Here is a 25,083-nt window from a genome sequence, read left to right as displayed (position 1 = left end):
CTTAGTGGCTAGGTTTTTGAAAATCAAATTTAGCGTTACGAGTGAATGAGAAGGTAAACTTATGTTTTAAATAAAAAAACCAGAGCAAGGGCTCTGGTTTTTATTTTTGCTTTTGTTATTAATTAAACGAAACTAAATCAATTCAAATTATTATTGCTTTTTGATCACTTTAACGTTCATTTCTTCGACTTTTTTGTCTGATAAAAGTGATGGCGCGTTAAACAGTAAGTCTTCGCTGCTGCCTGTTTTCGGGAACACCATCACTTCACGGATCGAGTTTTTCTTACCTAACAACATCATTAAGCGATCAATACCCCAGGCAATGCCGCCGTGTGGTGGTGCGCCATAATGGAAGGCTTTATACAAAGTGCCTACGCTTTTCAGCATGTCTTCTTTGTTGTATCCCATGTTTTTATAAGTAGCTTCTAAAATCTCAGGTTTATGAGCACGGACAGAACCACCACCAATTTCGTAACCATTTAGCACCAAGTCATATTGCTGGGCGATGATAGTGCCGATTTCGTCTTCTTTGCCGTTCATGTGTTTTTCTACGTCGGCAATAGCTGGCATTGAGAATGGATTGTGGGTAAAGGTCCATCTGTCATCATCGGTCTTCTCAAACATAGGGAAGTCCACAACCCAAGCAGGTCTAAGCTCTTTGGGGTCGATTAACTTAAGCATTTTACCCAGCTCTTGACGAACAACATCTAATGCCTTGTTTGCCACTTCATAACTAGCAGCCGAGAAAAACACTACATCGCCAACCTGGGCGCCACTTGCGGCAATAATTTTTGCAGCAATGTCTTCACCCAAAAACTTAATGATAGGTGACTGCAGGTCGTTTTCGTTGACAAATATATAGGCAAGTCCACCTAGGCCGTTTTGCTGAGCAAGGGCCGTAAGGTTTTCGATTTGCCCTTTGGATAAACGTTTACGGCCTTGTTCTTCAGCCGACACTTTAATACATTTAACGATACCGCCTTGTTCAATAGGCTTGCTGAATACTTGGAAGCTAGTATCTTTAACAATATTTGTGATGTCTTGCATTTGTAAACCAAAACGCAAATCTGGGCGGTCACAACCGTATTTATCCATAGCATCTTTGTAGGTGATGACTGCAAAGTCATGCAACTTCCATTTCTTGCCATAAATTTTTCTGACTATCGTATTAAACATCTTAGTGTTTAAGTCGATGATATCTTGCATGCTGGCATAGGCCATTTCGATATCTAACTGGGTGAACTCCGGTTGACGGTCTCCCCTTGAATCTTCGTCTCTGAAACAGCGAGCTACTTGGAAGTACTTCTCGTAACCACTGACCATAATCATTTGTTTAAACTGTTGCGGAGCCTGAGGCAAGGTATAAAAAGCACCGGCTTCTTTACGGCTAGGCACAATAAACTCACGAGCCCCTTCATCGGTTCCAGCACTTAAGATAGGGGTTTCCATTTCTAAGAAGCCGTCTTCATCAAGCATGTCTCTAATCAGTTTGATTACCTTGTGACGGTCAATAATGACTTTGCGCACTTCTTTGTTTCTGTGATCTAGATACTTGTGTTGAAAACGAATGTTTTCACTGGTTTTTGTGGCTCTGGCGATTTCAAAAGGCAAACTTCTAGAAAGGTTTAAAATCTCGAGCTTAGTGGTTTCTAGCTCAAGGGTACCGGTTCTTAATCCTGGGTTGCAATCGTCTTCTCTACGCTTGATTACGGTACCGGTGGCAGCAATCACAGACTCGGCTTTTAGAGTAACCAACTCATCGAAATTAGCGAAACTCTCGCGACTCAAGCGTACTTGGAATATTTGGTAGCTAGAATCACGTAAATCGATAAACATTAAGTCGCCGTGATCGCGCACGCTGGCTACCCAACCGGACAGGGTGACTTCCTGAGCAATGGATGCTTCTGATAATTCAGAGATTTTATGAGTACGATAGTGTTCTTTAACAATAAGTGGGGTTTCGGGTAGAACTTCTTCTACTTGTTTGACACTTTGCTTCTCGCCATTTTTAACCGTGGTTGGTGTACTGGCTGTTGCTGCAGTATCACTGCTGCCTGAGGCATTAACTGCCTTTAATATACCTTCACGGATGACTTTACCCGATGCACCTTTACCAATAATGGCAATGACTTTGCCAACCAGTATGCCCGCTTTACCTTGGTTACCGGCTTTTATGTCGGAGGCAATAGCTGCATTTTGTGCTAAAACCGTATTGATGGCATCGGTAATTTTATCTTCTGAGATGCTGTTTTCTTGGAAGTACTTTTTATATTCAAAGCTGGCGTCTTTTAGATATTCACTCACCGCTTTTTGCACCAATACCGAGTTAACTTTGCCGTCTTTGAATTGAGCAAAAATATCGGTAAGCACTGCGGTGTCATGAATGTTTTTGTAGTCGTCAGCTGGGATAACATTCACTAACGTACGAGCTATAAACAAAGGATCTTTTAGGACATTATTGATATCCATAAAGGTTTTTGCACGCACAGCTTCGGCGGTAAAAAACTTAGCATCTTGGGGAACTACGCCGCCTTCGATCAAGATAGACTCAATGGCAAAAGGTAAGGTCTCTACATCCACTTCAATTGCGTCGACTACCTGTGAAATATCTACAAATGGCAAATCAGGCTCTGAGATAAAGCGGTAATCTGCTTCAAACTCTTTTTTACGCATGGTTTTGGTTTGTTTTAGATCTTCATCCCATAACACTGTGGTTTGGTCAGGGCGAAAAACATCATGCTCAATGTAATAGTTAAGCTGCTTTTCAACTTCTTCTTTTAAGGATTCAACCATAAACTTAAAGGAGTTTAAGTTTTTGATTTCGGTACGTGGATTAAGGTCTGTGGTATTTCTTTTACGTAAAGAAACCGACACATCTGACTTAAATTCGCCTTTTTCAAGGTTGGCTTCAGATATACCAATGCTTTGCACTATGCGCTGAATATACTGAGCATAGGTAGAGGCATCTTCGATATTGCGCATACAAGGATCGGTGACTATCTCAATAAGCGGCACGCCGGCTTTATTGAAATCAACCAAAGACACGTCGCGCTCGTGCATCATCTTGGCGGCATCTTCTTCAATATGCACTTGGGTTAAACTCACACTAAATTGTGAACCATCTTTGCGAAAACAAGAAATATCACCATCAGGTATGATGGGGTTATGAAACTGAGTAATCTGGATGTTTTTCGGGTTATCCGGGTACTCGTAGTGTTTACGATCCCAAGAAGTCACAGGGTTACTGAAAGTAGACTTCACCGCTTTACCAAAATATATGGCTTTGGTAATGGCTTCTTTGTTAAGTGCTGGTAACACACCCATTTGTCCAGTACACACAGAGCAAATATTCTGATTAGGTGTATCTGACTCTTCATTTGCACAAGCGCAAAACAACTTAGTTTTGGTGTTTAATCGCACATGGGTTTCAAGACCAATAACTAGTTCAAGGTCGTGTTTGTCGAGTAAATCGTTTAAATAATCCAAATCCATTATAATGTTTCTTCTAGCAAGTGAGCAAACTGTAAAACCCGTTCATCTTCGGTTTTAGCTGCTGTAATTTGAATACCTGTTGCAGTACCTTTTGGTACCGTGAGTGTGGGTAATTGACCCAGGCTGAATCCGACCGTGAAGGCATCAGATAAATACATAGCCAAGGGGTCTTTCAGACTGTCGCCTACTTTAGGTGGTAAACCTGGTGTGACCGGCGATAGTACAATATCCACATCTTGGAAAAAACCCTCGAAATCAGCTGAGATTTTGTCTCGTATGGCCAAACTCTTCAGATATATTTCATCAGAAAAACCTTGAGACAAAACTTGGTTGCCGCCGACTATCCTGCGTTTACTTTCTTCTGAAAAATTTTCAGAGCGAGTCACGGCATAACTTTCGATTAGGTTTTCTGCGTTAATGCGATTGCCATAATTGGTGCCATCAAGACGGGAAAGGTTAGAGGCTGTCTCTGCCATGGCCAGAATATAGTAGGTTGAAACTAAGGTGTCGGCATCTAAGAAATCTAACGCCTTGACCTGAATACCTTTGGCTTTTAATTTTTCAAGAGAATCCATAAAGTCAGCTTTTATTGTCGGATCCATCGCATCGTTTTCCAGTAGGTTTTTAAAATAACCCACAGCTTTAATACCGCTAGCGTTTTCTAAGGTTGTTTCGTCGATCTGGCTAGAATCATAAGTAGTTTGGTCTTTTATATCTTTACCACTTATGGTGTTTAACACAATGCGGATATCTTCAACGGATTTGGCTAAGGGGCCAACACAATCGGTTGACGATGCATAAGCCATTAAACCATAGCGAGAAATTCGACCATAGGTAGGTTTTAAACCATATACGCCATTATATCCCGCAGGTTGACGAACCGAGCCACCCGTGTCGCCGCCAATAGAAAACACAGTGTAATCTTTAGCTACATTGACTGCCGAACCACCACTAGAGCCACCTGCCACTAACGTCTCGTCTTGGGCATTTTTGACTGCACCAAAAATAGTATTTTCGTTAGACGAACCATGACCAAAACTATCACAGTTTTCTTTAACAATAGGAATAGCGCCAGCGTCTAACAGTTTTTGAATTGCACTGGCGGTATAGGCTGATTTGTATTGCTTTAGAAAATCTGAACTGGCAGTGGTATAGGTACCTTGCAACATAAATACGTCTTTTACACCAAAAGGAATACCTTCAAGTAATCCAATGTTTTCACCCTTAGCAATTTTTGCATCTACTGCTTGGGCAAGCTCAAGGGCATAGGTATCTAATAAAGCATTCACACTGCCGTTAGAATTTTGCTTAAGCAAGTCGAGTTTTTGTTGAACCAAATCGACACAGCTAATGTGTTTGCTGACTAATTGTTGATGAATATGTTTTATTTGAGATTGCGTGTGCTTTATTTGAGATTGCATATTTTAGGCTTCTATTACTTTTGCCACGACTAAATAGCCATTTTTTTCTTTAGGAAAGTTTTCAACTATCAATTGTTTTTCGAGTTCGCTTGATCCAACAACCAAATCTTCTCTGAGGCTTTCTACCGACACAGCACTTTTATTGCTGTTATTTACTGAATCACCGGTAGACAAATTAGCCTTGTTAATTACCTCAAACAATTTGTTTATTGCCTCTGAAGGCGTTGCGCCTTTAATACTCGACAAAACATCGACAGTCATGACTTTATTCATTGTTAATTATTTACCTTGTGTGGCATTTGGGTGCTAAAAGCACATTCAGCTATCCAAAAAAAACCTTCCGAATTTGGAAGGTTTTTATTTTTAATATTGAGAAACCTTCCGAACCTAATAGTTAAGATTATTACCATTCCAATTATTATTTTGCGCGTTGTTTGTCATTGAAATATGTTCTTAGGTACGTGTAAGGTTAAATTGCGAGGGAGTATACACTAATTCTTACGCTAACTTTAGAGTTTTTTAATGGCTGTTTTTACTATGCGTGACTTCGTCACTTACTGTGCTTCGCACGCTGTTTATTTATGCGCTGCGCTTATTATTCACTTCGTTCACGGGGCATTCGCTTTGCTCACCGCAATCCATTGCGGGTTTGATAAAGCATCCCTGCTTCACCAGTTACTTCTTTTATGAAATACATCCATATATTTCACCCTTCGGGCCGCACTAAAGTGCGTTCCATATTTATCCAGTAAATATTGGTCAAACGATAAAAGAAGTAACCAAGAAAGTCTCTGCTCCGATCAAATTCCTAATCCATTAAATACTTGGCTTTGATGTTGAGACGGCAATAAGCCGCTCCCAGCTATAAAAGATTGCCTTGTCCGAGCGTCCTTGCTCGGACACTCAACAAGCCAATGATTTGATGGGGAATTTGTAGTCGCGGGTAAATCAAAAGCATGGCGTTGCAGTAAAGCTAAATGCAGGATTTCAAAGAACCTTACCCTATTGGTTCTCAGGATTTCAAAGAACCTGACCCTATTGGTTCTCAGGATTTCAAAGAACCTGACCCTATTGGTTCTGACCCTATTGGTTCCAGAAACACTATTTTTTTCGTCTAAGTTTGTTTTAGCCTTCCTTGTTTACTGTTACCTTTGTGAACAGGATTACAAGCAAGAAATACATGGAATATAAATGTACATTCGTACCGTCGAAATTAAAAACTATCGAGCATTCAAAAACTTTGAAATACAACTTTCACCACTCAGTCTTATTATCGGTGAAAACGAAGCTGGCAAAACCAACCTGTTCGACGCACTTGCCTTGCCACTCAACAGCAACGACATTAGCTTCAATAATAAACGTCTCTCAATATCGGATATCAACCGTGAAGCAATCAAAGACTTTTACCAAGTTATCATTAACGGAAAGGAAGATGATGAAATAAAAGCTTTGATTCCAAATGTTCGAGTTGAGATTGAGTTCACTGAACCAAAGAACATTATTGAAGAAGGAGTAATTGGTAAGTGGATAATTGGTGAAGAAGCCAAAGATAGCTATAAGATTCGCTACGACTTCAGACCCAAAGATGTAGATCAATTTGTTAAAACTGCCAAGGAGCTACTCGAAGGCATCAAGGATATAAAAGATACTCGCTGGTTCAACCTACCAATAGAACTGTACGACTACGACGTAACGATAAGCAATAATGGGTTAAAGGTTAGCTATTCTGATCTAAGGCTTATAGCCATCAACTTTATCAATGCTGAACGTGACGATTTTGCCGAGAGCAACACACAGAAATCAAACAACATTCTGACCAAAATGCTGATTTCTTCCCTCGAGGATTCTGATAAAGCCAAAATTAACAGCGCGTACACTTCTTTTTTTGATGCAATCGAAACCACCGAGACATTCACAAAAATCGTTGCACCTGCTCCCGACTTCGAGAACTTCTTCGACGAGATTGTTGATAAGCTTGAATGTATCCCGAACCTGCCTAATTTAAAAAGTATCCTATCAAACATCACTTTGAAGTCTGGTGAAAGTTATCTGTATCAGCGTGGTCTAGGGTATCGTAACCTAGTGTACATCTACCTATTATTTGAATTCTTCAGCGGCAATAAGAATGCACTCAACCTCTGCTGTATCGAAGAGCCTGAAGCACACCTAAGTGTCAATAACCTCCGCTTCGCAACTGATTTCATATATAAAAGCACACAAAAAGGCGGCTCATCTCTACAAACATTAATTAGCTCTCATAGTCCACAGGTCATCAATAAACTCGAGCTAACCAACGTGATCGTCCTATCTGGAAATAATGCCATCCACCTAACTGATAGTAAGAAATATCTCACTAATTACCTTCGTAAGCGACCTAACTTCGACATTCTAAAACTACTACTGAGTAATAAGACTGTACTCGTTGAAGGCACTACCGAAGAAATGCTGATTAACGCTATTCTCTATCGTAATAACGAAAATGTTAGCAGTCTTGAAGTGATTTCTATTGAGCAAACTGGCTTCACAACTTTCATGGACGTTTGGCTGCAAGTCAACAAAGGCAATATTAAGAAGAAGTTAAGCATAATTCGAGATTATGATGACAATGATTCAACCAAAGACAAACATCAAAAATACGATACCGAAAACGACAATATTCGAGTAAGAACCACTACGAAATATACGCTCGAAGATGATCTTGCAGAAGTTGATGGAAACCTTGACCGCTTGAACAAACTTTTCAATAAAAAGTACAAAACTTCTGGTGAAATGGCAGAGTTCCTGAAAAAAAGCAAAGCCGACAGAATGCTTAGGATAGCTGACTCCATCCTAGAGGAAGGGAACAAAGATCCGATTAAGTTACCAAAGCACATTCAAGAAGCCTTGGATTTCATGGCATGATTGAAGTTCAAATAGCTGGAGCTGGCGCAGGTAAGACTCATGGCCTTGCTAAAAAAATTGTCGCGCACTACGACTCAACATCGTATAGGAAGATCTTTGCGATCACTTATACCAATAATGCCAAGCAAAACATCTCTCAAGCTATTATAAATCAACTAGGATACTTGCCAGATAATATCGTAGTTTGCACAGTTCACACGTTTCTATTGAATGAGATAATTTACCCTTACTCTCCTTTCGTCTTAAATGAAGTACACACCACTTCTTCACAATGCAAAACGTTCTCAAACTTTCCTCCTAGCAAGTCTGCTGAGAAAAAACAAAGAGAAGCCAAGAGCACCATTTCAAGGCTTAAGAAAATTGGGGTAATACATGTCGATGAAACATATGCTGCGGCATGGAGAGTTGTCGATGAAAACTATTCAAAACACAACAGCCAGAAAAAGAAATCTAAAGTTAGGAAAGTTCATAGACTGATAAGCAGTGCGATCGACAAAATATTCCTTGATGAAGCTCAGGACCTTGATAAAACCGCTCTTAAGGCTTTTCAGACAATCGGCGAGATTTCAGCTGACATTTATATGGTAGGTGATCCCAAACAAGCAATTGATTACCCAAAAGATTTCAAAGGGTGGTTAGCTACAAACAAAGCCAACGAAAAAGTTAAAGTGCTACCGAATATTAAGACGTCGCGTAGGGTTCCACAGAGAATCCTAGATCTATCAAATACTTTCTGTCCAAAAGGCCAAGATCAGGTCAGCTTGTCTGAAGTTGAAGGGCGCTTAACATACATTACTACAGAAAATGACCATTACGATGCTGTACTTAGCAACTACATTGAGAATGGAAGTTTAGTTAGTATCTTGAGAAAAGAAGGTAATTACTCAACCAAACAAGCAGGATTATTACCCGAGTTTGACCCTGAGGTAGAAGAGCTACTTACAGTGAAATTTCCCGAATACGAAGATGGGGTGGTCACATATTCATTACAGCGTTTCTTTGCCTCTCTTTTATCTAAGAATGATAATAACGGTTCAATTCGTAAATTTCTTGCCAAGCTGGAAATTCCGTATGACAAAGAGTTGTTCAAACAGCTTTGCCGATCAGCTGAGCAATACAGCGCATCCAAGGATAATTCGGCCAAGTACAGAGTAAGTAGCATCCACCGCACTAAGGGCTTAGAGGCTAAGGTATGTGTCTTAATCTTAACGCCAGCAATTTTCAAATGCTTAATGCAGGATTCTGTAACCAAGTTCAACAAGACTTGGAATATTGTTTACGTAGCATTAACGAGAGCTGAGTCAGAGCTTATTGTTGCAGTAGACATGGATTTACTTGGCGACAAATATAACCATGATGACATTGTTAGGAGCCTTGAGTCTATTGGGTTTGAAGCTCTTAAAAACTAAGGGCGGAATAAAGCTAAATTAAAGTAAAATTAAAGAGCCATCCATGTTTATTTTTATTTTAACTAAGTTTAATTATAACAATGAGTTAGTGAGTTTTTTGTCGATTTAAATGTCGGGTGGGGATTAAATTCTAGTGCTTTCTAGCTACTACTTTACTCAGGCATATTCTGCTATTATCTTCGCTTGTTTTGTCTTTTCCTCCGTGGTCTCTGTGGTTCAGTGTTTCTAGCGGCGAAGCCGTGCTTTTGCCCTTAGCTATTTAACGAACCTGTGGGGTCAGGTTCGTTGAAATATCTGCAATAAACAAAAAAATTAAAAAGCCATCCACGTTTATTTTTATTTTGGCTAAATCTAATTATAACAATTAGTTACTGAACTTTTGTCGATTTAAATATCGGGTGGGATTAGATTCTAGTGCTTTCTATCCACTGCTTTACTCAGGCATATTCTGCTTTTATCAGTGCTTTTTTTGTCTTTTCCTCTGTGGTCTCAGTGTTCTCTGTGGTTCAATATTTTTAGTGGCGAAGCTGTGTTTCTTCACTTAGTTATCTAACGCAAAATGGGGGGAGGCATTGTATTTTCAACTCCCAAGTACAGAGTCAGGGTTGATGCACTTGTTAGTTTTTGCATTCGGATGTATTCTAGTTGTATGTTCTATAAATTGAGAATTAATCCATGTCAAAGACTGTAACGTTAAGATTAAGTGAAGATACCTATGCAAAATTTAGGGCTTTTGCGCAGAGCGATAACCGGAGCCTTTCAAATTTCATTGAAACCTCAGCGCTGAGATATATTTCAGAGTATGAGTACGTTGATGAATTTGAAATGACTGAAATAGATAATAATGATGAATTGCAAAAAAGTTTAAAACGAGCGCTAAGTGATGCAAAAAATAGAAATGGTAAGCTTGTTGACTAATGTACAATTTATTTGAAACTGATGAATATATAAAAAGCATCAACAAGCTCCAAAAGCGCGATAAAGCATTAGTCCACAGTAAACTAAGGGATTATGTTTATCCGCAAATTAAATCAGAGCCTCACTTTGGTATAAACATCAAAAAGCTAAAAGGATACACCCCCAATACTTGGCGATACAGGATTGGGAATTTTAGAGTGTTTTATACAATTGATGAAGATGACAGGCTGGTGCTTTTGTTAATTGTTGAAAATAGAGACAAGGCTTACAGAAAAAATTAACATGTTTATAAAGAGCCATCCATGTTAATTTTTATTTTAGCTAAATCTAATTATAACAATTGGTTAGTGAGTTTTTTGTCGATTTAAATGTCGGGTGGATATTAAATTTTAGTGCTTTCTATCTACTACTTAACTCAGCCATATTTTGCTTTTATCAGCGCTTATTTTGTTTTTTCCTCCGTGGTCTCTGTGCCCTCTGTGGTAAATAGCTTTTAGTCTTTTAAGGTTTGTCACTATGGATCCCTGCTAAGATTATGTAGGGATGACGGGGATTGGGGGATTAAATTCTAGTGCTTTCTACCTACAGCTTTACTCAGCCATATTTTGCTTTTATCAGCGCTTATTTTGTTTTTTCCTCCGTGGTCTCTGTGCCCTCTGTGGTAAATAGCTTTTAGTCTTTTAAGGTTTGTCACTATGGATCCCTGCTAAGAGTATGTAGGGATGACGGGGATTGGGGGATTAAATTCTAGTGCTTTCTACCTACAGCTTTACTCAGCCAATATTCTGCTTTTATCTGCACTTTTCCTTAGTGTTCTCTGTGACCTCTGTGGTAAATAGCTTTTAGTCTTTTAAGGTTTGTCACTATGGATCCCTGCTAAGAGCAGGCAGGGATGACGGGGATTGGGGGGGAAATTCTAGTGCTTTCTACCTATAGCTTTACTCAGCCATATTCTGCTTTTATCAGTGTTTGTTTTGTCTTTTCCTCTGTGATCTCTGCGCCCTCTTTGGTTCAATATTTTTAGCGGCCAAGCCGTGCTTTTTCTCTTAGTTATCTAATGCAAAATGGGGGCAGAGTAAATTTTTCTACTATTTTCATTTTGTTCCAAAACCTCAGCTCTAGGTCTTTTAAATTTAACCGGTCGCACTACTTTACTTAGTCACGTAAATAAATATCTAACCACTCACGAGCTAGAAATGAGGGGGGGAGTAAAGCATCAAATATTTTGAACAAACTGTTCAAATCTTACATATTTATTCCTACACAATTGCATGTAAACTCATTGCAACTTAAATACAAACAGGAACTAGCATGCTTAAAAATTCAAACAATCAATTTGGATTAATAAGTAAATTGGTGCATTGGATAAGCGCTTTGATGCTATTAACATTATTCGCAGTAGGATTTTGGATGGTGGATTTATCGTATTATAGTGAGTGGTACCGAGTCGCTCCTTATTACCATAAAGCGTTCGGACTACTTCTGTTTGCTTTGACTTTATTCAGAATAACTTGGAAGTTTGCAACGCCGCAGCCTGACACTATCGCCAAAAGCAGTACTGAAAGAACGTTTGCTCGTTTAGGTCATATAGCATTATACATTGCCATGTTAGTAATAATGATGAGTGGTTACTTAATCTCAACTGCGGATGGTAGAGGAATTGAACTTTTTTCAATTGTTACCATACCTTCTATGGGAGAACTTATTCCTAATCAAGAAGACGTTGCTGGTGTAATCCATGAATATGCTGCTTACACCATTATGGTTTTAATAGTCGGCCATATTACGGCGGCATTAAAGCATCATTTTATCGACAAAGACGAAACTCTTACTCGAATGACAAAAACACCTCGTTCATAAATACATTAACCCTAAATATAACCTCTAATATTTAACTACTTAAATTTAACCTACATATAAGGACAGAAAAATGAGAAAACTTACAATAACTTTATTAGCAACCTTTGCTATAGCCGCAAGTACATTATCAAACGCCGCTGAATACGTGGTAGATGTAAAAGGCGCACACGCATTTATCAATTTTAAAGCGAGTCACTTAGGCTATAGCTGGTTAACAGGCCGCTTTAACAAATTTGATGGTAGCTTTACGTACGACGATAAAAACCCTTCAGCATCAAAGATCACAGTCAATATCGATCCTGCCAGTATCGACAGTAATCACGCAGAGCGCGACAAACACTTACGAAGCGATGACTTTTTATCCGTTGATAAATTCCCAGAGTCTAAATTTGTAAGCACAAAGATCGTAGATAAGGGCGATAAGAAACTTGAAGTAGTAGGTAATTTCACACTACATGGGGTAACACGTTCTATTGTTATCGATGCAGTAAAAGTTGGAGAAGGTAAAGATCCTTGGAATGGTTACCGTGCAGGTTTCACAGGTACCACAACTATCAACGTTGCAGACTACGATTTCAAAAATGCTTGGGTAGGCAATATTGAGCTAGAATTACACATCGAAGGTATTCGCCAGTAATTCAATTAACACTTAATAAACGAACAAGGGCGTCAACCGGAAACCTTGTTCGTTATATTTGAGTTTAGATGATAAGAGGGGCCGCTCAATTAATTCATTCGGTAGTAATACCATATATGGTGTAAGAGACAAGGTTAGGTAAATTAATCAAACCCATAATCGAACAGATAGTTTATGGGAAGGGCGTTATAAATCTACATTAGTGGATACTGAAAAATACTTACCGTTAGTCGTCATATAGTACTTAGTTCAGTAAGAGCGAATATGGTTCAACACCAAATAGAATGCCCTTGGAGTCGTTATTACGCTAATCCCGCCTAGACAAAAAAATTAAACGAATAACTGCTCACCCTCTTTACCTGTAGCTAGGTAAAACTAACGTTGAGCGAAAAGCTTATTACTAAGTACTGTTCAAACATCATATTCCTGATTTGTCATTAGAGAAAATAACAGACGCAACGAACAAAGCTTGGCCGTTAGGCAGTGAGCAGTTTCGACAATAAATTGAAGCCCAAGCAGGTAGACGAGTATCACCTATGATGAGAGGTGGAGATAGAAAACTTAAGGTTTATAGGGTCCTCTGAAGCCTCACTTTCTTAATTTACTTTGTTATCGATTGATATCCTAAAGTATATTTATAATTAAATCCTTGTTTGATTGTTCTTGTTATCTTCAATAGGTATGCTTTGTAAGGATTAGTTCAAGTTACTAAGTATTGCCCAATCATAATTCCGTTGTAAAGAGAGAAAATGAACAAAATACCGACTTCACACATTACTACCCATAGTGGGTTCACTTTGATCGAGTTGATTATTGTCATTGTTATTCTGGGCATTTTAGCGGTAACCGCCGCTCCTAAATTTATTGATGTAAGCAGTGAAGCTAATATTTCAGTATTGAAATCAATGGGGGGAAGCATAGATTCTGCTAGCCAATTGGTATATGCCAAAGCAGTTATTCAAGGAGTACAAAACGCAGAATTGAGTAACGTGGATTTGGACGGTGATGGGATTACCGATATCGAAACTCGGTATGGCTATCCCAGCGGCTCTCGCAGTGATGGCGTGTCAAAAGCCATGGGTGGTAATTTTGATACTGAGTGGATTTGGTCAACAAATTACGGGCGAACTATATTTTATTTAACCATGGCATCTTTTACTTGGACATCTGGCGAATATGTTAATCAAGTTCCCATCGTAGCGACCAATTGTTATTTGATTTACAACATGGCAGTGGATGTGAATACACCTCCAAGTATTGAGTATATTACTTCTGGTTGTTAAATCTGAATAGAATACGTAGGTACTGGTCTTGTATTTTTTAATTACTTCTACTTAAACCTATGTATCTTAGAAAAATTAAGTAGCCATCCATGTTTATTTTTATTTTGGCTAAGTCTAATTATAACAATTAGTTAGTGAAGTTGTTGTCTATGTAAATGACGGATGGTGATTAAATTCTAGTGCTTTCTACTCACTGCTTTACTCGGCCATAGTCTGCTTTTACCTGCGCTTGTTTTGTCTTTTCCTCTGCGGTCACAGCGCCCTCTGTGGTTCAATGTTTTTAGCGGCGAAGCCATGCTTTTTCCTTAGCTATTTAACGCAACGTGGAACCAGGTCTTGCTTTTTGCAACTCACAAGTACAGAGGTAGGATTGATGCGCCTGTTAGTTTTCGTATTCGGATGTATTCTATTTGTGTTCCATAAATTGAGAATTAAGCCATGTCAAAGACGGTAACGTTAAGATTAAGTGAAGGTATATATGCAAAATTTAGGGCTTTTGCGCAAAGCGATAACCGTAGCCTTTCACATATCATTGAAACCTCAGCCCTGAGATATATTTCAGAGTATTTTATACAATTGACGAAGATGACAAGCTGGTGCTTTTGTTAATTGTTTAAAATAGAGACAATGCTTACAGAAAAAACTAGCTTGTTTATAAAGAGCAAATCGTTCTACTTATTAACTAAATGAGTTCTGGATGACAGTTTTCCTAAGCTGTCTTTTAATAATTTCATTGAGAGCGTTGCAGTTGCCTATTAATTAGTTGGCTGTTACGGATAGTTCGCTCTTTAACTTGAAGAACTGACTATCCCGCATTTGTTTATCTATAACCTTTGACAAAAACTATTGTTACCTTGGTCTTTGAAACTCACTGATTTTAGCCCATTTAGGCCAGTCATTTGAATTGACTAGGTTGTAGCTCACATCAAATAATAATTGTGCGTCTTGTTGAATGCCCGTCAGATCCCATTTTTCACGGAACTTATCGCTGCGGCAGTAGTATCCAGCCTCTGGTTTGCCTTCTTGCACTATATGTCTATTTTGTACTTTTGCGGCTTTAGTTAAGTAGCTTTCGAGCTCAGATTTGTCCATGCCCCTATCGGGCCATCCGGCAAGCCAATTACTTACTGGCTAATTTGTAGTCGAAGGTAAATCAAAAGCATGGCTTCGCCATCCAATAAGGTTATTTAAAGTTCGGCTCTGCCGATATTTTGGACTCATCAAGCAGCATGATTTTATGAAGGGTGGATTGTTGATATTAGGATGTTAATTGGTAATTATAACAATCTAAATATTTGGTCCTTCTTACTACTTTTGTAATTTGTATTAAAGTCTAGCCCTAGTGGTGTTAAAAAGCAGTTGCATATTTTGGGCTGGTAAAGCTAAATGTGACGTGAACACAATATTATAAATAGTGAATAATTGCTTAAAAGGTGATTTTGACGCGGTTACTCATCAACCATTGCACAGCGTTAAAGACAAAAATATTCTAGTTGATGGCAGTATTGAGGAATATAAGTGTCATAGCTTTAAAGCGAGGTTTTTATCCAATATGATATGGATAGGCACATTTGTTCACCAACGCACTTTTTTGACGAGTATTGGAATAAATTAGATATGAAATTTGGTAACTACCTCAGAGTTGATGATGAAATAAAAAAAGAAATATGATTGAGATCAAAAGTGGGGGCAATATTGGGGTAATTCAACTTGAGATAAACTGTATTGTTACAAAAAGTACAATGTATTAAACCGTTTTTATAGGTTTTAAAATTAAGTGAAAAATACTGTATGAAAATCGAAAAACCTAGAATTCTTCTTGCAGGTATTGCAAAAAATGAAGCTGCCTATTTACCTGAGTGGATATACCACCATTTAAATATTGGCATAGACAGTGTGTTGGTGTATGTCAACAATACCGATGACAACTCTGTATCCTTATTAAACAAGTTGGGGGATACATTACCGGTTAAATACAAAGTTGTAGACGGAATAGAGAATGATCAACGAGAAGAGTTGTTAAGTCGGATTAATAAAGATTTTTTGAATTATACGCCGTTACAGTCAAAAAGTTATGCTGATATATATATTGCCACCTCAGCTGACGAATTTGACTATATTTTGTATTTAGATATTGATGAGTTTTTATTGTTAGATCAGGATTTATTAGCTTTAGCTGAAAATGGAATGTTCGAACATTCAGTGATTAGCTTTCAGTGGTTTGCTACTAGTGGTGACAAGTTGCCCTTTTCGTGTTTACACGCAGATATGATGGGGGAATTTGATAAATTTACAAAATATATGATTAGAACCGGTCAAGAAGATGCAAAGTTTCACTCTTGTCACATCGGTCGTATGAAAGATGATCGTGTTCACTTCCATTCAGAGGGCATTGTACTTCATAGAGTTGTTCGCTCTAAAGAGGAGTATTTGGCTTTAATTGCCCGGTCAAATCCTACTGTCAATAATTTATCAAATGGTTTTAAACTAAATCGAAGAGGATGGACTAGTAAAGGTTCCGATTGTATTCCATCGATTTATAGAAAACAGTTAGACGATTATCAGGGGAAGTTTGAACAGTTTTGTAGTAATACTAACATCGAAGCAGAACTTAAAATTGCGCAAGAGAATGTATCACGAAGAGCAAAAGCCGTAACAGAGCTGATTTCTGCCCTAAATCAACAAAATTCGGAACTTGGAAAAGTCTTAGCTGGGACTGGGATAAGCCATTTTAGTTTTAAACGTTGGTTAAGGGCGGAAATAAAAAACCGCATCGTTAGGTTGTTGTTTCCAAGTTTGGTTTTATCACATGTTCCTTTATTGGCGTTCATTAAAATAAAGTTGGGGGTAGAGAAAAATAATAAGTTCTTTGATTAGAAGTATGGCACGTTTTATTTTTCGTCACGAATTTTAGTCGGTATGAACTAGATTAGAGGTGTTTGAGCAAAGTTTCGACTTTGTCCACACTTGGTATTAATGGATGCAGGGTGTGCCGACCAATGTTTAACACCAAGTGTTCACAGTCAGTGGCATAGTAAAAGTATTTTTGAACTTCAGTGATTAAAGCAGGTTATTGTTCGTTATCTACTAGTCCCTGTGCCACTAAAATTCGGCTTTGATTGTAATTAATATACAATACCTAATGGTTGTGATGGCTCATCACCGCATAGGCCCATAGTTGGATAGCAAAGTTGGTAATATCGTCTGCTACCTGCCAATTTTGAATAAAGTATTTATGTGTTCTTTGGCTAGGTTTTATAGGTGATTGTCTTTAAAGTTCTATGGGTTAAATTATAACTAGATTAAATTTGATGGTGTGAGTTCAGCTACTCGCAAAGTCGAATCTTGGTAGCATGTAACAGCTAGCTCTTTTCCTTTGATGTCAAGCCCATGAGGTAATTCATAACCATCTATAGTTTGTATTAGTGACATAATACCAGATTGATCTACTTTAAGAACATCGACTCTGTCTAAGTATTGGTTGGCCGCATATATGCAGCCATTTGGTCCGGCTTTAGTGGAATCTATATGCCCATTACCTTTCCATATTCTTTTTATAATTGGGGGGGCCTCGTAGATATTTTTGGGTAACTCATATATATAAGCTGTGGCGAACATTGTATTTTTAGGACTATTTTTAGTTAGCTTAACGTTACCTTTAGCAATATGGTCCGTTCGAGCAAAGACAACAGCATATTTTCCAACAAAAGAAATATCTTGGCATTGTTGATCAGTACTAAACTCATGTATTACTTTGTTTTTTTTCATATCATAAATTTGGTGGCATTTGTTATTACCACCACAATAAGCCAGCCATAATAAAGAATCATAGTTAGGGATAAATCTGACCCCATGTAAATTTTTGAAACTATTATGATTTATTTCACGTATGAATTTTATTTTATGATCTATAACTTCATAATGGCTGACGGAGCCTTGATAGAAATTTGACACCACAAATTCGTTTTTTCTTACATCAATTAAATCAGTTTGAACAGGCATTCCGTCAGAGGTTATGGTTGGGTGACTATCTAATATATTTAACTTTTCTCCAATTATTTCAGAGTAATATGACGTTTTCTCATTAAAGTCACAGCATATAACATGAGTCGAATTTATAAAACCTACAGATGTTAACCCACTATTTCTAGGGCGATCTTTGACTGTTGCGTAATGGATATTTTTAGGCAACGGAAATTGGAATACTTTAGATGAAACAGAGAGTTTTAGTTGACTCTCAATCTCATCTCTACAGTCATCTATTGGGATACCTTTTAAATGTAGATACGACTCTACTTTCATTTTAAGGTTCCGAATACGGCCTATTAATTTAGCTGAAAGTGTTTTGTTCATTAAATTCTACTTAATTAAAGATTTAATATCCCTAGACTTTCAAATCACGAGAACCCTGTCAAATTCTATATTTTAAGAAATAGAGCATTAAATCATTTAATTGGAGTTTATGTTCCTATCTTTATTATTGTTTTTGATTATTTTATTCGTTGAAACTCACTGGTTTCGGCCCACTTTGGCCATTCGTTTGAATTGACTATGTCGTAGCCTACTTCAAATAATAATTGCGCGTCTTCTTGAATGCCTGATAGGTCCCATTTTTCGCGATACTGATCACATACTTGGTGGTAACAACCTGTGATGATCACATTGGTGCGTTTGCGATAATCCGCTGTGGCTGCATCAATAGGTTCAGTCCCGCCTTTTGCGTACAGAGCAGGTACGCCTTTTTTGGCAAAGTTAAAATGATCGCTACGGTAGTAATATCCAGCTTCTGGTTTGCTTTCTTGCACTAAATATCTTTTTTGCGCTTTTGCGGCTTTAGTTAAGTAGCTTTCGAGCTCAGATTTGCCCATACCCACTACTGCAACATCTTTGGTTCTGCCTAGTACATTCATGGCGTCCATATTGATATTGGCTACCGTTTTTTCCAGAGGAATAATCGGGTGTTCGGTGTAATACTTTGAGCCTAACAAACCTTGTTCTTCAGCTGTGACGATTAAAAATGTAGCAGAGCGTTTAGGTTTTATGTTCAATTGTGAATAAGCTTTAGCCACGGCTAAGCTAGAGGCAACACCCGTGGCATTGTCGTGGGCTCCATTGTAGATTTGATCGCCTTCTATGTTTTCATCCTTACCTAAGTGATCCCAGTGAGCTGTATAAATTAGGTGTTCATCTGCAGCTGTGGTGCCTGGTAGTGTGGCCACAAAGTTGTAGCTGGTGGACTTTTTAAAGCTGTTATTTATGGTGACTGAAGCTTTTAACCCAATAGTTTTATGGTAGTTGGCCAGCATGGCATTTTGTTTTTCTGCTTGAAAATCTAGGCCTACGTCTGCGAAAATTTTAGTGGCGCTTTCTAGGGTTAACCAACCTTCAACTGCCACCTTGTCGGCGTTGCCATTTTCTGTGACTAGGCCATATTGTGCACCACTCCAACTATTCGCCACTACAGACCAACCGTAAGATGCTGGTTTTGTTTCATGTACAATTAACGCAGCAGCCGCACCTTGACGACTGGCTTCTTCGTATTTGTATGTCCAACGGCCATAATAGGTCATGGTTTTACCTTGGAATAAGCCACTTTCTGGGTTTTCAAAACCTGGATCATTCACCAAGATCACTACCGTTTTACCTTTAACATCTAAATCTGCGTAGTCGTTCCAACCATATTCTGGGGCATTCACCCCATAACCCACAAAGACCAGTTCGGAGTCTTTTAATTCAATTTGCTTTTGCTCACGCTTAGTTGATGCCATCATGTGTTCTTTATAAACAAATGTATTATCACCTATGGTCATGACCATATTCGGATCTGCTGTCATTTCTACCAGTTCAACGGGTTGCAAAAATCTATCACCATTGCCAGGTTGGAAACCCAATTGAGTAAACTCTTTGGTTAAATAATCTAAGGTTTTTTCTTCACCTATTGTGGTAGGTAACCTGCCTTCAAACTCGTCAGACGCGAGGGTTTTGATATGGCGTTTTAGATCTTCAGTATTAATATTTTGATACACCTGAGAAAAATTATCAGTCACTGCTATTTGTGATTCTTTTTTATCTTGGCAGGCTGTGAATAAAGTCACTAGACAAATACTGAGGGTAAAAAGTGTAGCGCGAGTTTTCATTGATTTACTCTTGTGGATAGAAATAATGGCTTCATTATAATGACTTCAAATCATCTATTTAAATCGTTTTTGTTGGAGTTGCCAGTATATGTGTGAAAAGTGGCATAAAGAATATTCAAATCAATTAGATATGTTACACATACGGCAACTAGAGAGCTTGTTTTCATTAACTCAATTTGATGATTGGCCGAATGCTGTTGGACTCAATCAATTAAATTTAGCCGCTTGCACACAAAACTTGCCTGAGTTTGTATGTCAGTCACAAATTGAAGAGCCAGATCTGTATTATGAACAAATTATATTTCAAAAAAATATTGTACCTACAAGACCCAATAGCTGGCATGATTTATTTAATGGTTTGATCTGGTTACAATTTCCGAAAACGAAAAGGTTACTCAATCAGCTGCATGTGCAAGATATTGAGCAGTTTGGTCTCTCTCCTCGCACCTTACAACGTAATAATTTAACCCATTTTGATGAATGTGGGGTGATCATTACTTATGAAAAATCAGTTAATAATCAAGAGTTAATATCGCAACTAAGTGAGCATCAATGGCACCAGGTTTTTGTAAAAAATAGAGGTTTATGGGGTAAACAATTAAATGCTTATATGTTTGGTCATGCAAATTTAGAGATGTTACTTGCGCCATTTATTGGTTTAACCGGCAAATGGTTGGCGATAGAAGTTGAGACAGGTTTTCACGAATTAGCCTATCAGCAACAGTTGTTATTACTCGATGATTTATTGCTAAAACAAATTATTGAGCAGAAGCTATTTTTACAAAATAAGCCGTTATTTCCATTACCTTTATTGGGCATTCCAGAGGTTTGGAATGCCAATAAGGATCCTGAATTTTACGCAAATACAGACTACTTTAGGCCAAAACCTAAACCTAGAACTTTGTCTGGCGGGCTTAACTGACTAGTAAAATAGCGGCCCAAATTCCCCATATGAGCACAAAAGGCGCACAGGCAATAAGATAGGTTCTATTATTAGGTAATTGTGTCCATTGACTTAAACCAACGGCAATTAAGTACATCACCCAAATTGACTCTAAACGAATGGCTTGAGTTAAGGAAAACCAAGCTGAATCCATTTCTATTCCTAAAATAAAAGCTAAAGACGTTGGACCTAATGCCGCAGGAGAGAGCTGATTATCAGACGCTAAAAGTACAATAGCCATAGTAATAAGGCTTATCACTACAGTTGGCATGCTCACCCACCAAGTAAAACCGTACCAATCGGTGAATCCTTGTACACATTCCTCGTCTGATTTTGTGGCGTAGTTTAGATAAACAGCGAGAACCGCATTAGAGATGATGCTTGAAAAAACCACGCCGATAACACTTACCCATAGAATTTGAGTTTGTTGCATGGCTTGGCGCATCATATCCAGCTCTGCCGGGCTTAAATCACCGGCAGAGGTTTCAATCACCATATTTCGATACCAGTCAAAATCAATAAAATTAAAGTAATAATAAATAGGTAAAGTAGACACAAAAGATACCAGCAAAAAAGGTAACCATGACCAATTGTGGGTTTTGGCTATGGTGGCAAATACCCGATTGGGTTTGGTAAATGTATCCTGCATGGCTTGAATCGGGTTGGAGACTAGTTCCATCAATATTTCCTAATAACTATGTGTAGTGAATGTAATCATTGCAATTTGCGTATTGTTACACATTAACTACAAATAATTAATGTAATAAATATATGATTGTTAAGACTAATACTGTATTACGTTAAATAAATGTGCAGAATAGGTGCTGCCTAATTAAAAGGGCCTAATAGGAAAACGGAATGATAGAAATAAAACAATTGGCAAAAAAGTTTGCTGTGGAAAATCCTAAAAAGTTAAGTGAGCAGGAGAAAAAAGACCCAAGACTCAAAGGGCGTTTTTTTCATTCAGTGAAAGATGTGTCTTTTAGTTGTAATAAGGGGCAAGTATTAGGTTTGTTAGGCCCTAACGGCGCAGGTAAAACTACCACTTTAAGGATGTTATCTACTGCTTTAAAGCCTGATGCCGGTAGTGTGATGATTGGTGGTGAAAATGTACTAGAAAACCCAATTATCGCTAGGCGTAAAATTGGATTTTTGTCAGGTACAACAGGCTTGTATGGCCGCTTAACCGGTCGTGAAAATATCCACTACTTTGCTCAATTACATGGTATGCAAGCTGAGGCAATTGAAAATAAAATTCAGGAATTAGCTGACTTATTAGATATGCACAGCTTTTTAGATAGGCGTTCAGAGAATTTCTCTACTGGTATGAAACAAAAAACAGCCATTGCTCGCGCTGTTGTTCACGACCCAGAACTGGTTATTTTAGATGAGCCAACAACTGGGCTGGACATTATGGCGGCACAAACAGTATTGGACTTTATTCAAGGCTTAAAACAAAAAGGCACGCCGGTTATTTTCTCCACTCATCATTTAGATGAAGTACAAGAGTTATGTGAAAAAGTCGTGGTGATTGATCAAGGTATTAGTAAGTTTGATGGCGATATCGCGGCGTTTAAGGCCATGGCTGATAACTCATTAAATCGTTCATTTATGTCGATTATCAATCAATCAAAGCAGGGTGAACAAGGAGAAGTATCATGTGGTTAGTCTTTTCAAAGGAATTAAAAGAATTATTGCGTGATCGTAAAACCCTATTTTTTATGATTGCATTACCATTACTTATTTTTCCAATTATTTTTGGTATTGCCGGTTTTGTTGGCAAACAAGCTATAGATAAAGCCGAAACGAAAGTACTTAAATACGCTTTAGTAGGCGGGCAATATGCGCCTGAAATCGTGAAAGATTTGCAGCAACCCGACAAGTTTGAGCAGGTTGAGATCTCTGCTGATGCTGATTTTAAAAGTATTATTCGTGCAGGTACTGCGGATTTTGTGCTGGTTATTCCTGATAATTATTCCAGTGACGTGTTAACTAATGGGCAGGCCAATCTAGAATTACATTTTAATGATGCGGGTTTAAATTTAGTTTATCGCAGAGTAAACGAAATAGTGAAAAGTCAGTCTGATCAATTTAAGCAAACTGCTTTTAGTACCTTGGGTTTAGATGAAGGTCAGCAAAAAGCATTAATTAAACCTATTGTTTTAGAAAAGGTAAACACTGCCGACACTCGCGAAAACTGGGGTGAAAAAATCGGGGGCATGTTGCCTTATCTGTTATTTATTTTGTGTTTACAAGGTGCCATGATGCCGGCGGCGGATATAGGCGCGGGCGAAAAAGAGCGAGGGACTTTGGAAACCTTACTGATTTCACCGATAGACAGAAACAAAATAGTATTTGGTAAATTTTTAACCATAGGGTTTGCCGGCACCATGACTGCATTAATTACGGTTGCCAGTATGGCCATATGGGGATTTGTTATAAGCCAAGGCATGGCGGTTAAATTTGTAGCTGATTTTATGGCGCAAATTGGTGTGATGGATTTTGTATTGATCTTTTTAATGTTAGTGCCAGTGGTAGCCATTTTTGCCTCTGCATTGTTGAGTATTTCCATCTATGCTAAAAGCTTTAAAGAGGCCCAAAGTTATATGGGGCCCATGATGATATTTGTAATCATTCCTATTATGTTGGCACTTTTACCTGGTGTGGAATTAAAAGGTGGTTGGGCTTGGGTGCCTATCACCAACGTATCTTTAGCTATGAAAGAACTAGTTAAAGGTACAATGGATTACTTTCAGCTTTTCGCAATATTTGGCTCAACCGTAGTCATCGCAGGAGCGTTTTTTGCCTTTAGTATTTATTGGTTCAATAAAGAGAAAGTGCTGTTTAGATAATATCCTTTTAATCCACACAAAAAAGCCATGACTTGATCATGGCTTTGTTTTCTTAGGTTGTCTTGAAAATGTATAATACCAATCGGCATAAATAATTGGCCAGTCAGTGAGATTTTAAAAGGGCTTAAACAAGGCGCATTCTGAGTGACTACTTATTTATGCCGATTGGTATAAGGCAATTGATTGCCGTTTGAGCTGCAAACTTTAACCTAGCGACTTGATTGCTCTTATAGAAAAAGTTAGGCCGCTTTAATACAGTTTTTTCCCGTCCGTTTAGCGCGATACAAGGCCTCGTCAGCTCGAGAAAACATGGATAATTGGTTATCATTGTCTTGATAGGTGGCAGTACCTATACTACAAGATATATTGTGAGTTTTAAGTAAAGGTGTGGCTTCAATAGCATGCCTGATCCGTTCAGCGATTAATCCGTTAATACGACTGTCTGCTTCTGGCAACAAACAACAAAACTCATCGCCGCCAAAGCGAAAGGCAAAGTCAGAATCTCGTAGGCAATTTTGGATGGTTTTAGCGCAGGTTACTAATACTTTGTCACCTTCTTGATGGCCGTGAGTGTCATTAACCTGTTTAAAGTTGTCCATATCTAATACTAGCAAACCAAATGGAGCGTTGTGGCGCTCTGATTGACTGATTACTCTTACAATTGCTTCTTCGTAACTCGCTCTATTTCCTAAAGAAGTTAGAAAATCTTTCATGGCAAATTGTTTTACTTTTTGAAAATCTAAAGCGTTTTTTAGCGGGTAAGAAAAATTAACATGCATTTGTTGTAAAATTTGCCAACTTCTTAAAGACATCTGCTCTGGGAAGCTATAAATTATAGTCGCTAAGTGTAAGTTTGACTCCATACATTTAAGTGACTTTTGATGTGAATTTTTTACTTGCTCACCTAGCTCCAACATATTGTCTTGGTACTGGATTTTTAAACCGGACAGCTGTAGGGTAGTTTTTAATTGCTGAAAATATAATTCAGCCAATTCTGATAGTTCGATAGTAGTAAGCAATTTTTGAATAAATTGGTTGAGTTCTAGCTGAGTCATTCCTTGAGTGGTTTGCTCAAGCGGGAAATAGCTGTTACTTAGCTCTTCTTGATAAAACTGATTAAGCTGTTCCAATTTATTCTCCTGCCAAAAAAATGGCGAATTGCTGTACTTTGGTAATGATTAGCAAGAACTCAGCAAATATTGTGCCTAGTCAATAATCTGAATAACTCTA

General features: G+C 38.2%; 19 protein-coding genes. 11 read left to right on the top strand and 8 right to left on the bottom strand.

Annotated elements, in window-relative coordinates:
• Positions 1–150: 150 nt before the first annotated feature.
• Genes gatB/aspS through L0668_RS08755 form a run of 3 tightly spaced genes read right to left on the bottom strand, consistent with a single transcriptional unit; the run spans position 151 to position 5,186 of the window.
• Complete coding sequence (gene gatB/aspS, locus L0668_RS08765) at positions 151–3,492, bottom strand: bifunctional amidotransferase subunit GatB/aspartate--tRNA ligase AspS (RefSeq protein ID WP_235311848.1); 3,342 nt, start codon at positions 3,490–3,492, stop codon at positions 151–153.
• Complete coding sequence (locus tag L0668_RS08760) at positions 3,492–4,913, bottom strand: amidase family protein (protein ID WP_235311847.1); 1,422 nt, start codon at positions 4,911–4,913, stop codon at positions 3,492–3,494. Before L0668_RS08760 ends, gatB/aspS begins: the two co-directional genes overlap by 1 nt.
• 3 nt (positions 4,914–4,916) lie before the next feature.
• Positions 4,917–5,186 carry a hypothetical protein gene (locus L0668_RS08755; protein ID WP_235311846.1) on the bottom strand — a complete coding sequence of 90 codons (270 nt, stop codon included), beginning with the start codon at positions 5,184–5,186 and terminating at the stop codon, positions 4,917–4,919.
• Between the two features lie 918 nt (positions 5,187–6,104).
• Here L0668_RS08755 and L0668_RS08750 point away from each other — a divergent pair.
• From L0668_RS08750 to L0668_RS08720, 7 genes are all read left to right on the top strand, one after another.
• On the top strand, positions 6,105–7,814 hold the full coding sequence (locus L0668_RS08750) for an ATP-dependent nuclease (protein WP_235311845.1): 1,710 nt from the start codon (positions 6,105–6,107) through the stop codon (positions 7,812–7,814).
• Entirely contained in the window at positions 7,811–9,223 is a 1,413-nt protein-coding gene (locus tag L0668_RS08745) for a UvrD-helicase domain-containing protein (RefSeq protein WP_235311843.1), read from the top strand. Before L0668_RS08750 ends, L0668_RS08745 begins: the two co-directional genes overlap by 4 nt.
• A gap of 675 nt (positions 9,224–9,898) precedes the next feature.
• The gene (locus L0668_RS08740) at positions 9,899–10,141 is read left to right on the top strand and encodes a YlcI/YnfO family protein (RefSeq protein ID WP_235311841.1); all 243 of its coding nucleotides are present in this window, start codon (positions 9,899–9,901) and stop codon (positions 10,139–10,141) included.
• A complete protein-coding gene (locus L0668_RS08735; RefSeq protein ID WP_235311839.1) occupies positions 10,141–10,422 on the top strand; it encodes a type II toxin-antitoxin system RelE family toxin in 282 nt (93 codons plus the stop codon). Before L0668_RS08740 ends, L0668_RS08735 begins: the two co-directional genes overlap by 1 nt.
• A gap of 1,030 nt (positions 10,423–11,452) precedes the next feature.
• Entirely contained in the window at positions 11,453–12,001 is a 549-nt protein-coding gene (locus tag L0668_RS08730; RefSeq protein ID WP_235311838.1) for a cytochrome b, read from the top strand.
• A 70-nt stretch (positions 12,002–12,071) separates the two neighbouring features.
• A complete protein-coding gene (locus tag L0668_RS08725; protein ID WP_235311837.1) occupies positions 12,072–12,638 on the top strand; it encodes a YceI family protein in 567 nt (188 codons plus the stop codon).
• Between the two features lie 749 nt (positions 12,639–13,387).
• Complete coding sequence (locus L0668_RS08720; protein WP_235311836.1) at positions 13,388–13,921, top strand: prepilin-type N-terminal cleavage/methylation domain-containing protein; 534 nt, start codon at positions 13,388–13,390, stop codon at positions 13,919–13,921.
• 849 nt (positions 13,922–14,770) lie between these two features.
• Here L0668_RS08720 and L0668_RS08715 read toward each other — a convergent pair.
• Complete coding sequence (locus L0668_RS08715; protein ID WP_370659891.1) at positions 14,771–15,013, bottom strand: zinc-binding metallopeptidase family protein; 243 nt, start codon at positions 15,011–15,013, stop codon at positions 14,771–14,773.
• Between the two features lie 699 nt (positions 15,014–15,712).
• Here L0668_RS08715 and L0668_RS08710 point away from each other — a divergent pair.
• On the top strand, positions 15,713–16,798 hold the full coding sequence (locus tag L0668_RS08710; RefSeq protein ID WP_235311835.1) for a glycosyltransferase family 2 protein: 1,086 nt from the start codon (positions 15,713–15,715) through the stop codon (positions 16,796–16,798).
• Positions 16,799–17,218: 420 nt separating this feature from the next.
• Here L0668_RS08710 and L0668_RS08705 read toward each other — a convergent pair whose 3' ends face one another.
• Together L0668_RS08705 and L0668_RS08700 are read right to left on the bottom strand one after the other, a co-directional pair.
• The gene (locus L0668_RS08705; RefSeq protein WP_235311834.1) at positions 17,219–18,274 is read right to left on the bottom strand and encodes a hypothetical protein; all 1,056 of its coding nucleotides are present in this window, start codon (positions 18,272–18,274) and stop codon (positions 17,219–17,221) included.
• 137 nt (positions 18,275–18,411) lie between these two features.
• The gene (locus L0668_RS08700) at positions 18,412–20,058 is read right to left on the bottom strand and encodes a M28 family metallopeptidase (RefSeq protein ID WP_235311833.1); all 1,647 of its coding nucleotides are present in this window, start codon (positions 20,056–20,058) and stop codon (positions 18,412–18,414) included.
• Between the two features lie 88 nt (positions 20,059–20,146).
• Between L0668_RS08700 and L0668_RS08695 the strand changes: the two genes are divergently transcribed.
• Complete coding sequence (locus tag L0668_RS08695; RefSeq protein WP_235311832.1) at positions 20,147–20,980, top strand: DUF3025 domain-containing protein; 834 nt, start codon at positions 20,147–20,149, stop codon at positions 20,978–20,980.
• On the opposite strand, the gene L0668_RS08690 is transcribed toward L0668_RS08695, so the two are convergent.
• Positions 20,973–21,680: a YIP1 family protein gene (locus L0668_RS08690; protein ID WP_235311830.1), complete on the bottom strand. Its 708-nt coding sequence runs from the start codon at positions 21,678–21,680 to the stop codon at positions 20,973–20,975. The two genes, L0668_RS08695 and L0668_RS08690, sit on opposite strands and share 8 nt — an antisense overlap.
• Before the next feature lie 179 nt (positions 21,681–21,859).
• Here L0668_RS08690 and L0668_RS08685 point away from each other — a divergent pair, with 179 nt between their 5' ends.
• Positions 21,860–22,669 (top strand): ABC transporter ATP-binding protein, encoded by an 810-nt coding sequence (locus tag L0668_RS08685; protein ID WP_235311827.1) that lies wholly within the window; start codon positions 21,860–21,862, stop codon positions 22,667–22,669.
• The gene (locus tag L0668_RS08680; RefSeq protein ID WP_235311825.1) at positions 22,660–23,853 is read left to right on the top strand and encodes an ABC transporter permease; all 1,194 of its coding nucleotides are present in this window, start codon (positions 22,660–22,662) and stop codon (positions 23,851–23,853) included. The genes L0668_RS08685 and L0668_RS08680 overlap by 10 nt, the downstream gene beginning before the upstream one ends.
• 239 nt (positions 23,854–24,092) lie before the next feature.
• Here L0668_RS08680 and L0668_RS08675 read toward each other — a convergent pair whose 3' ends face one another.
• A complete protein-coding gene (locus L0668_RS08675) occupies positions 24,093–24,983 on the bottom strand; it encodes a GGDEF domain-containing protein (protein WP_235311823.1) in 891 nt (296 codons plus the stop codon).
• Between the last annotated feature and the right edge of the window lie 100 nt (positions 24,984–25,083).

The sequence above is a fragment of the Paraglaciecola algarum genome (genome assembly GCF_021532655.1).
GTDB classification, from domain to species: Bacteria; Pseudomonadota; Gammaproteobacteria; order Enterobacterales; family Alteromonadaceae; genus Paraglaciecola; species Paraglaciecola algarum.
This window is presented reverse-complemented; position numbering and strand designations above follow the sequence as displayed.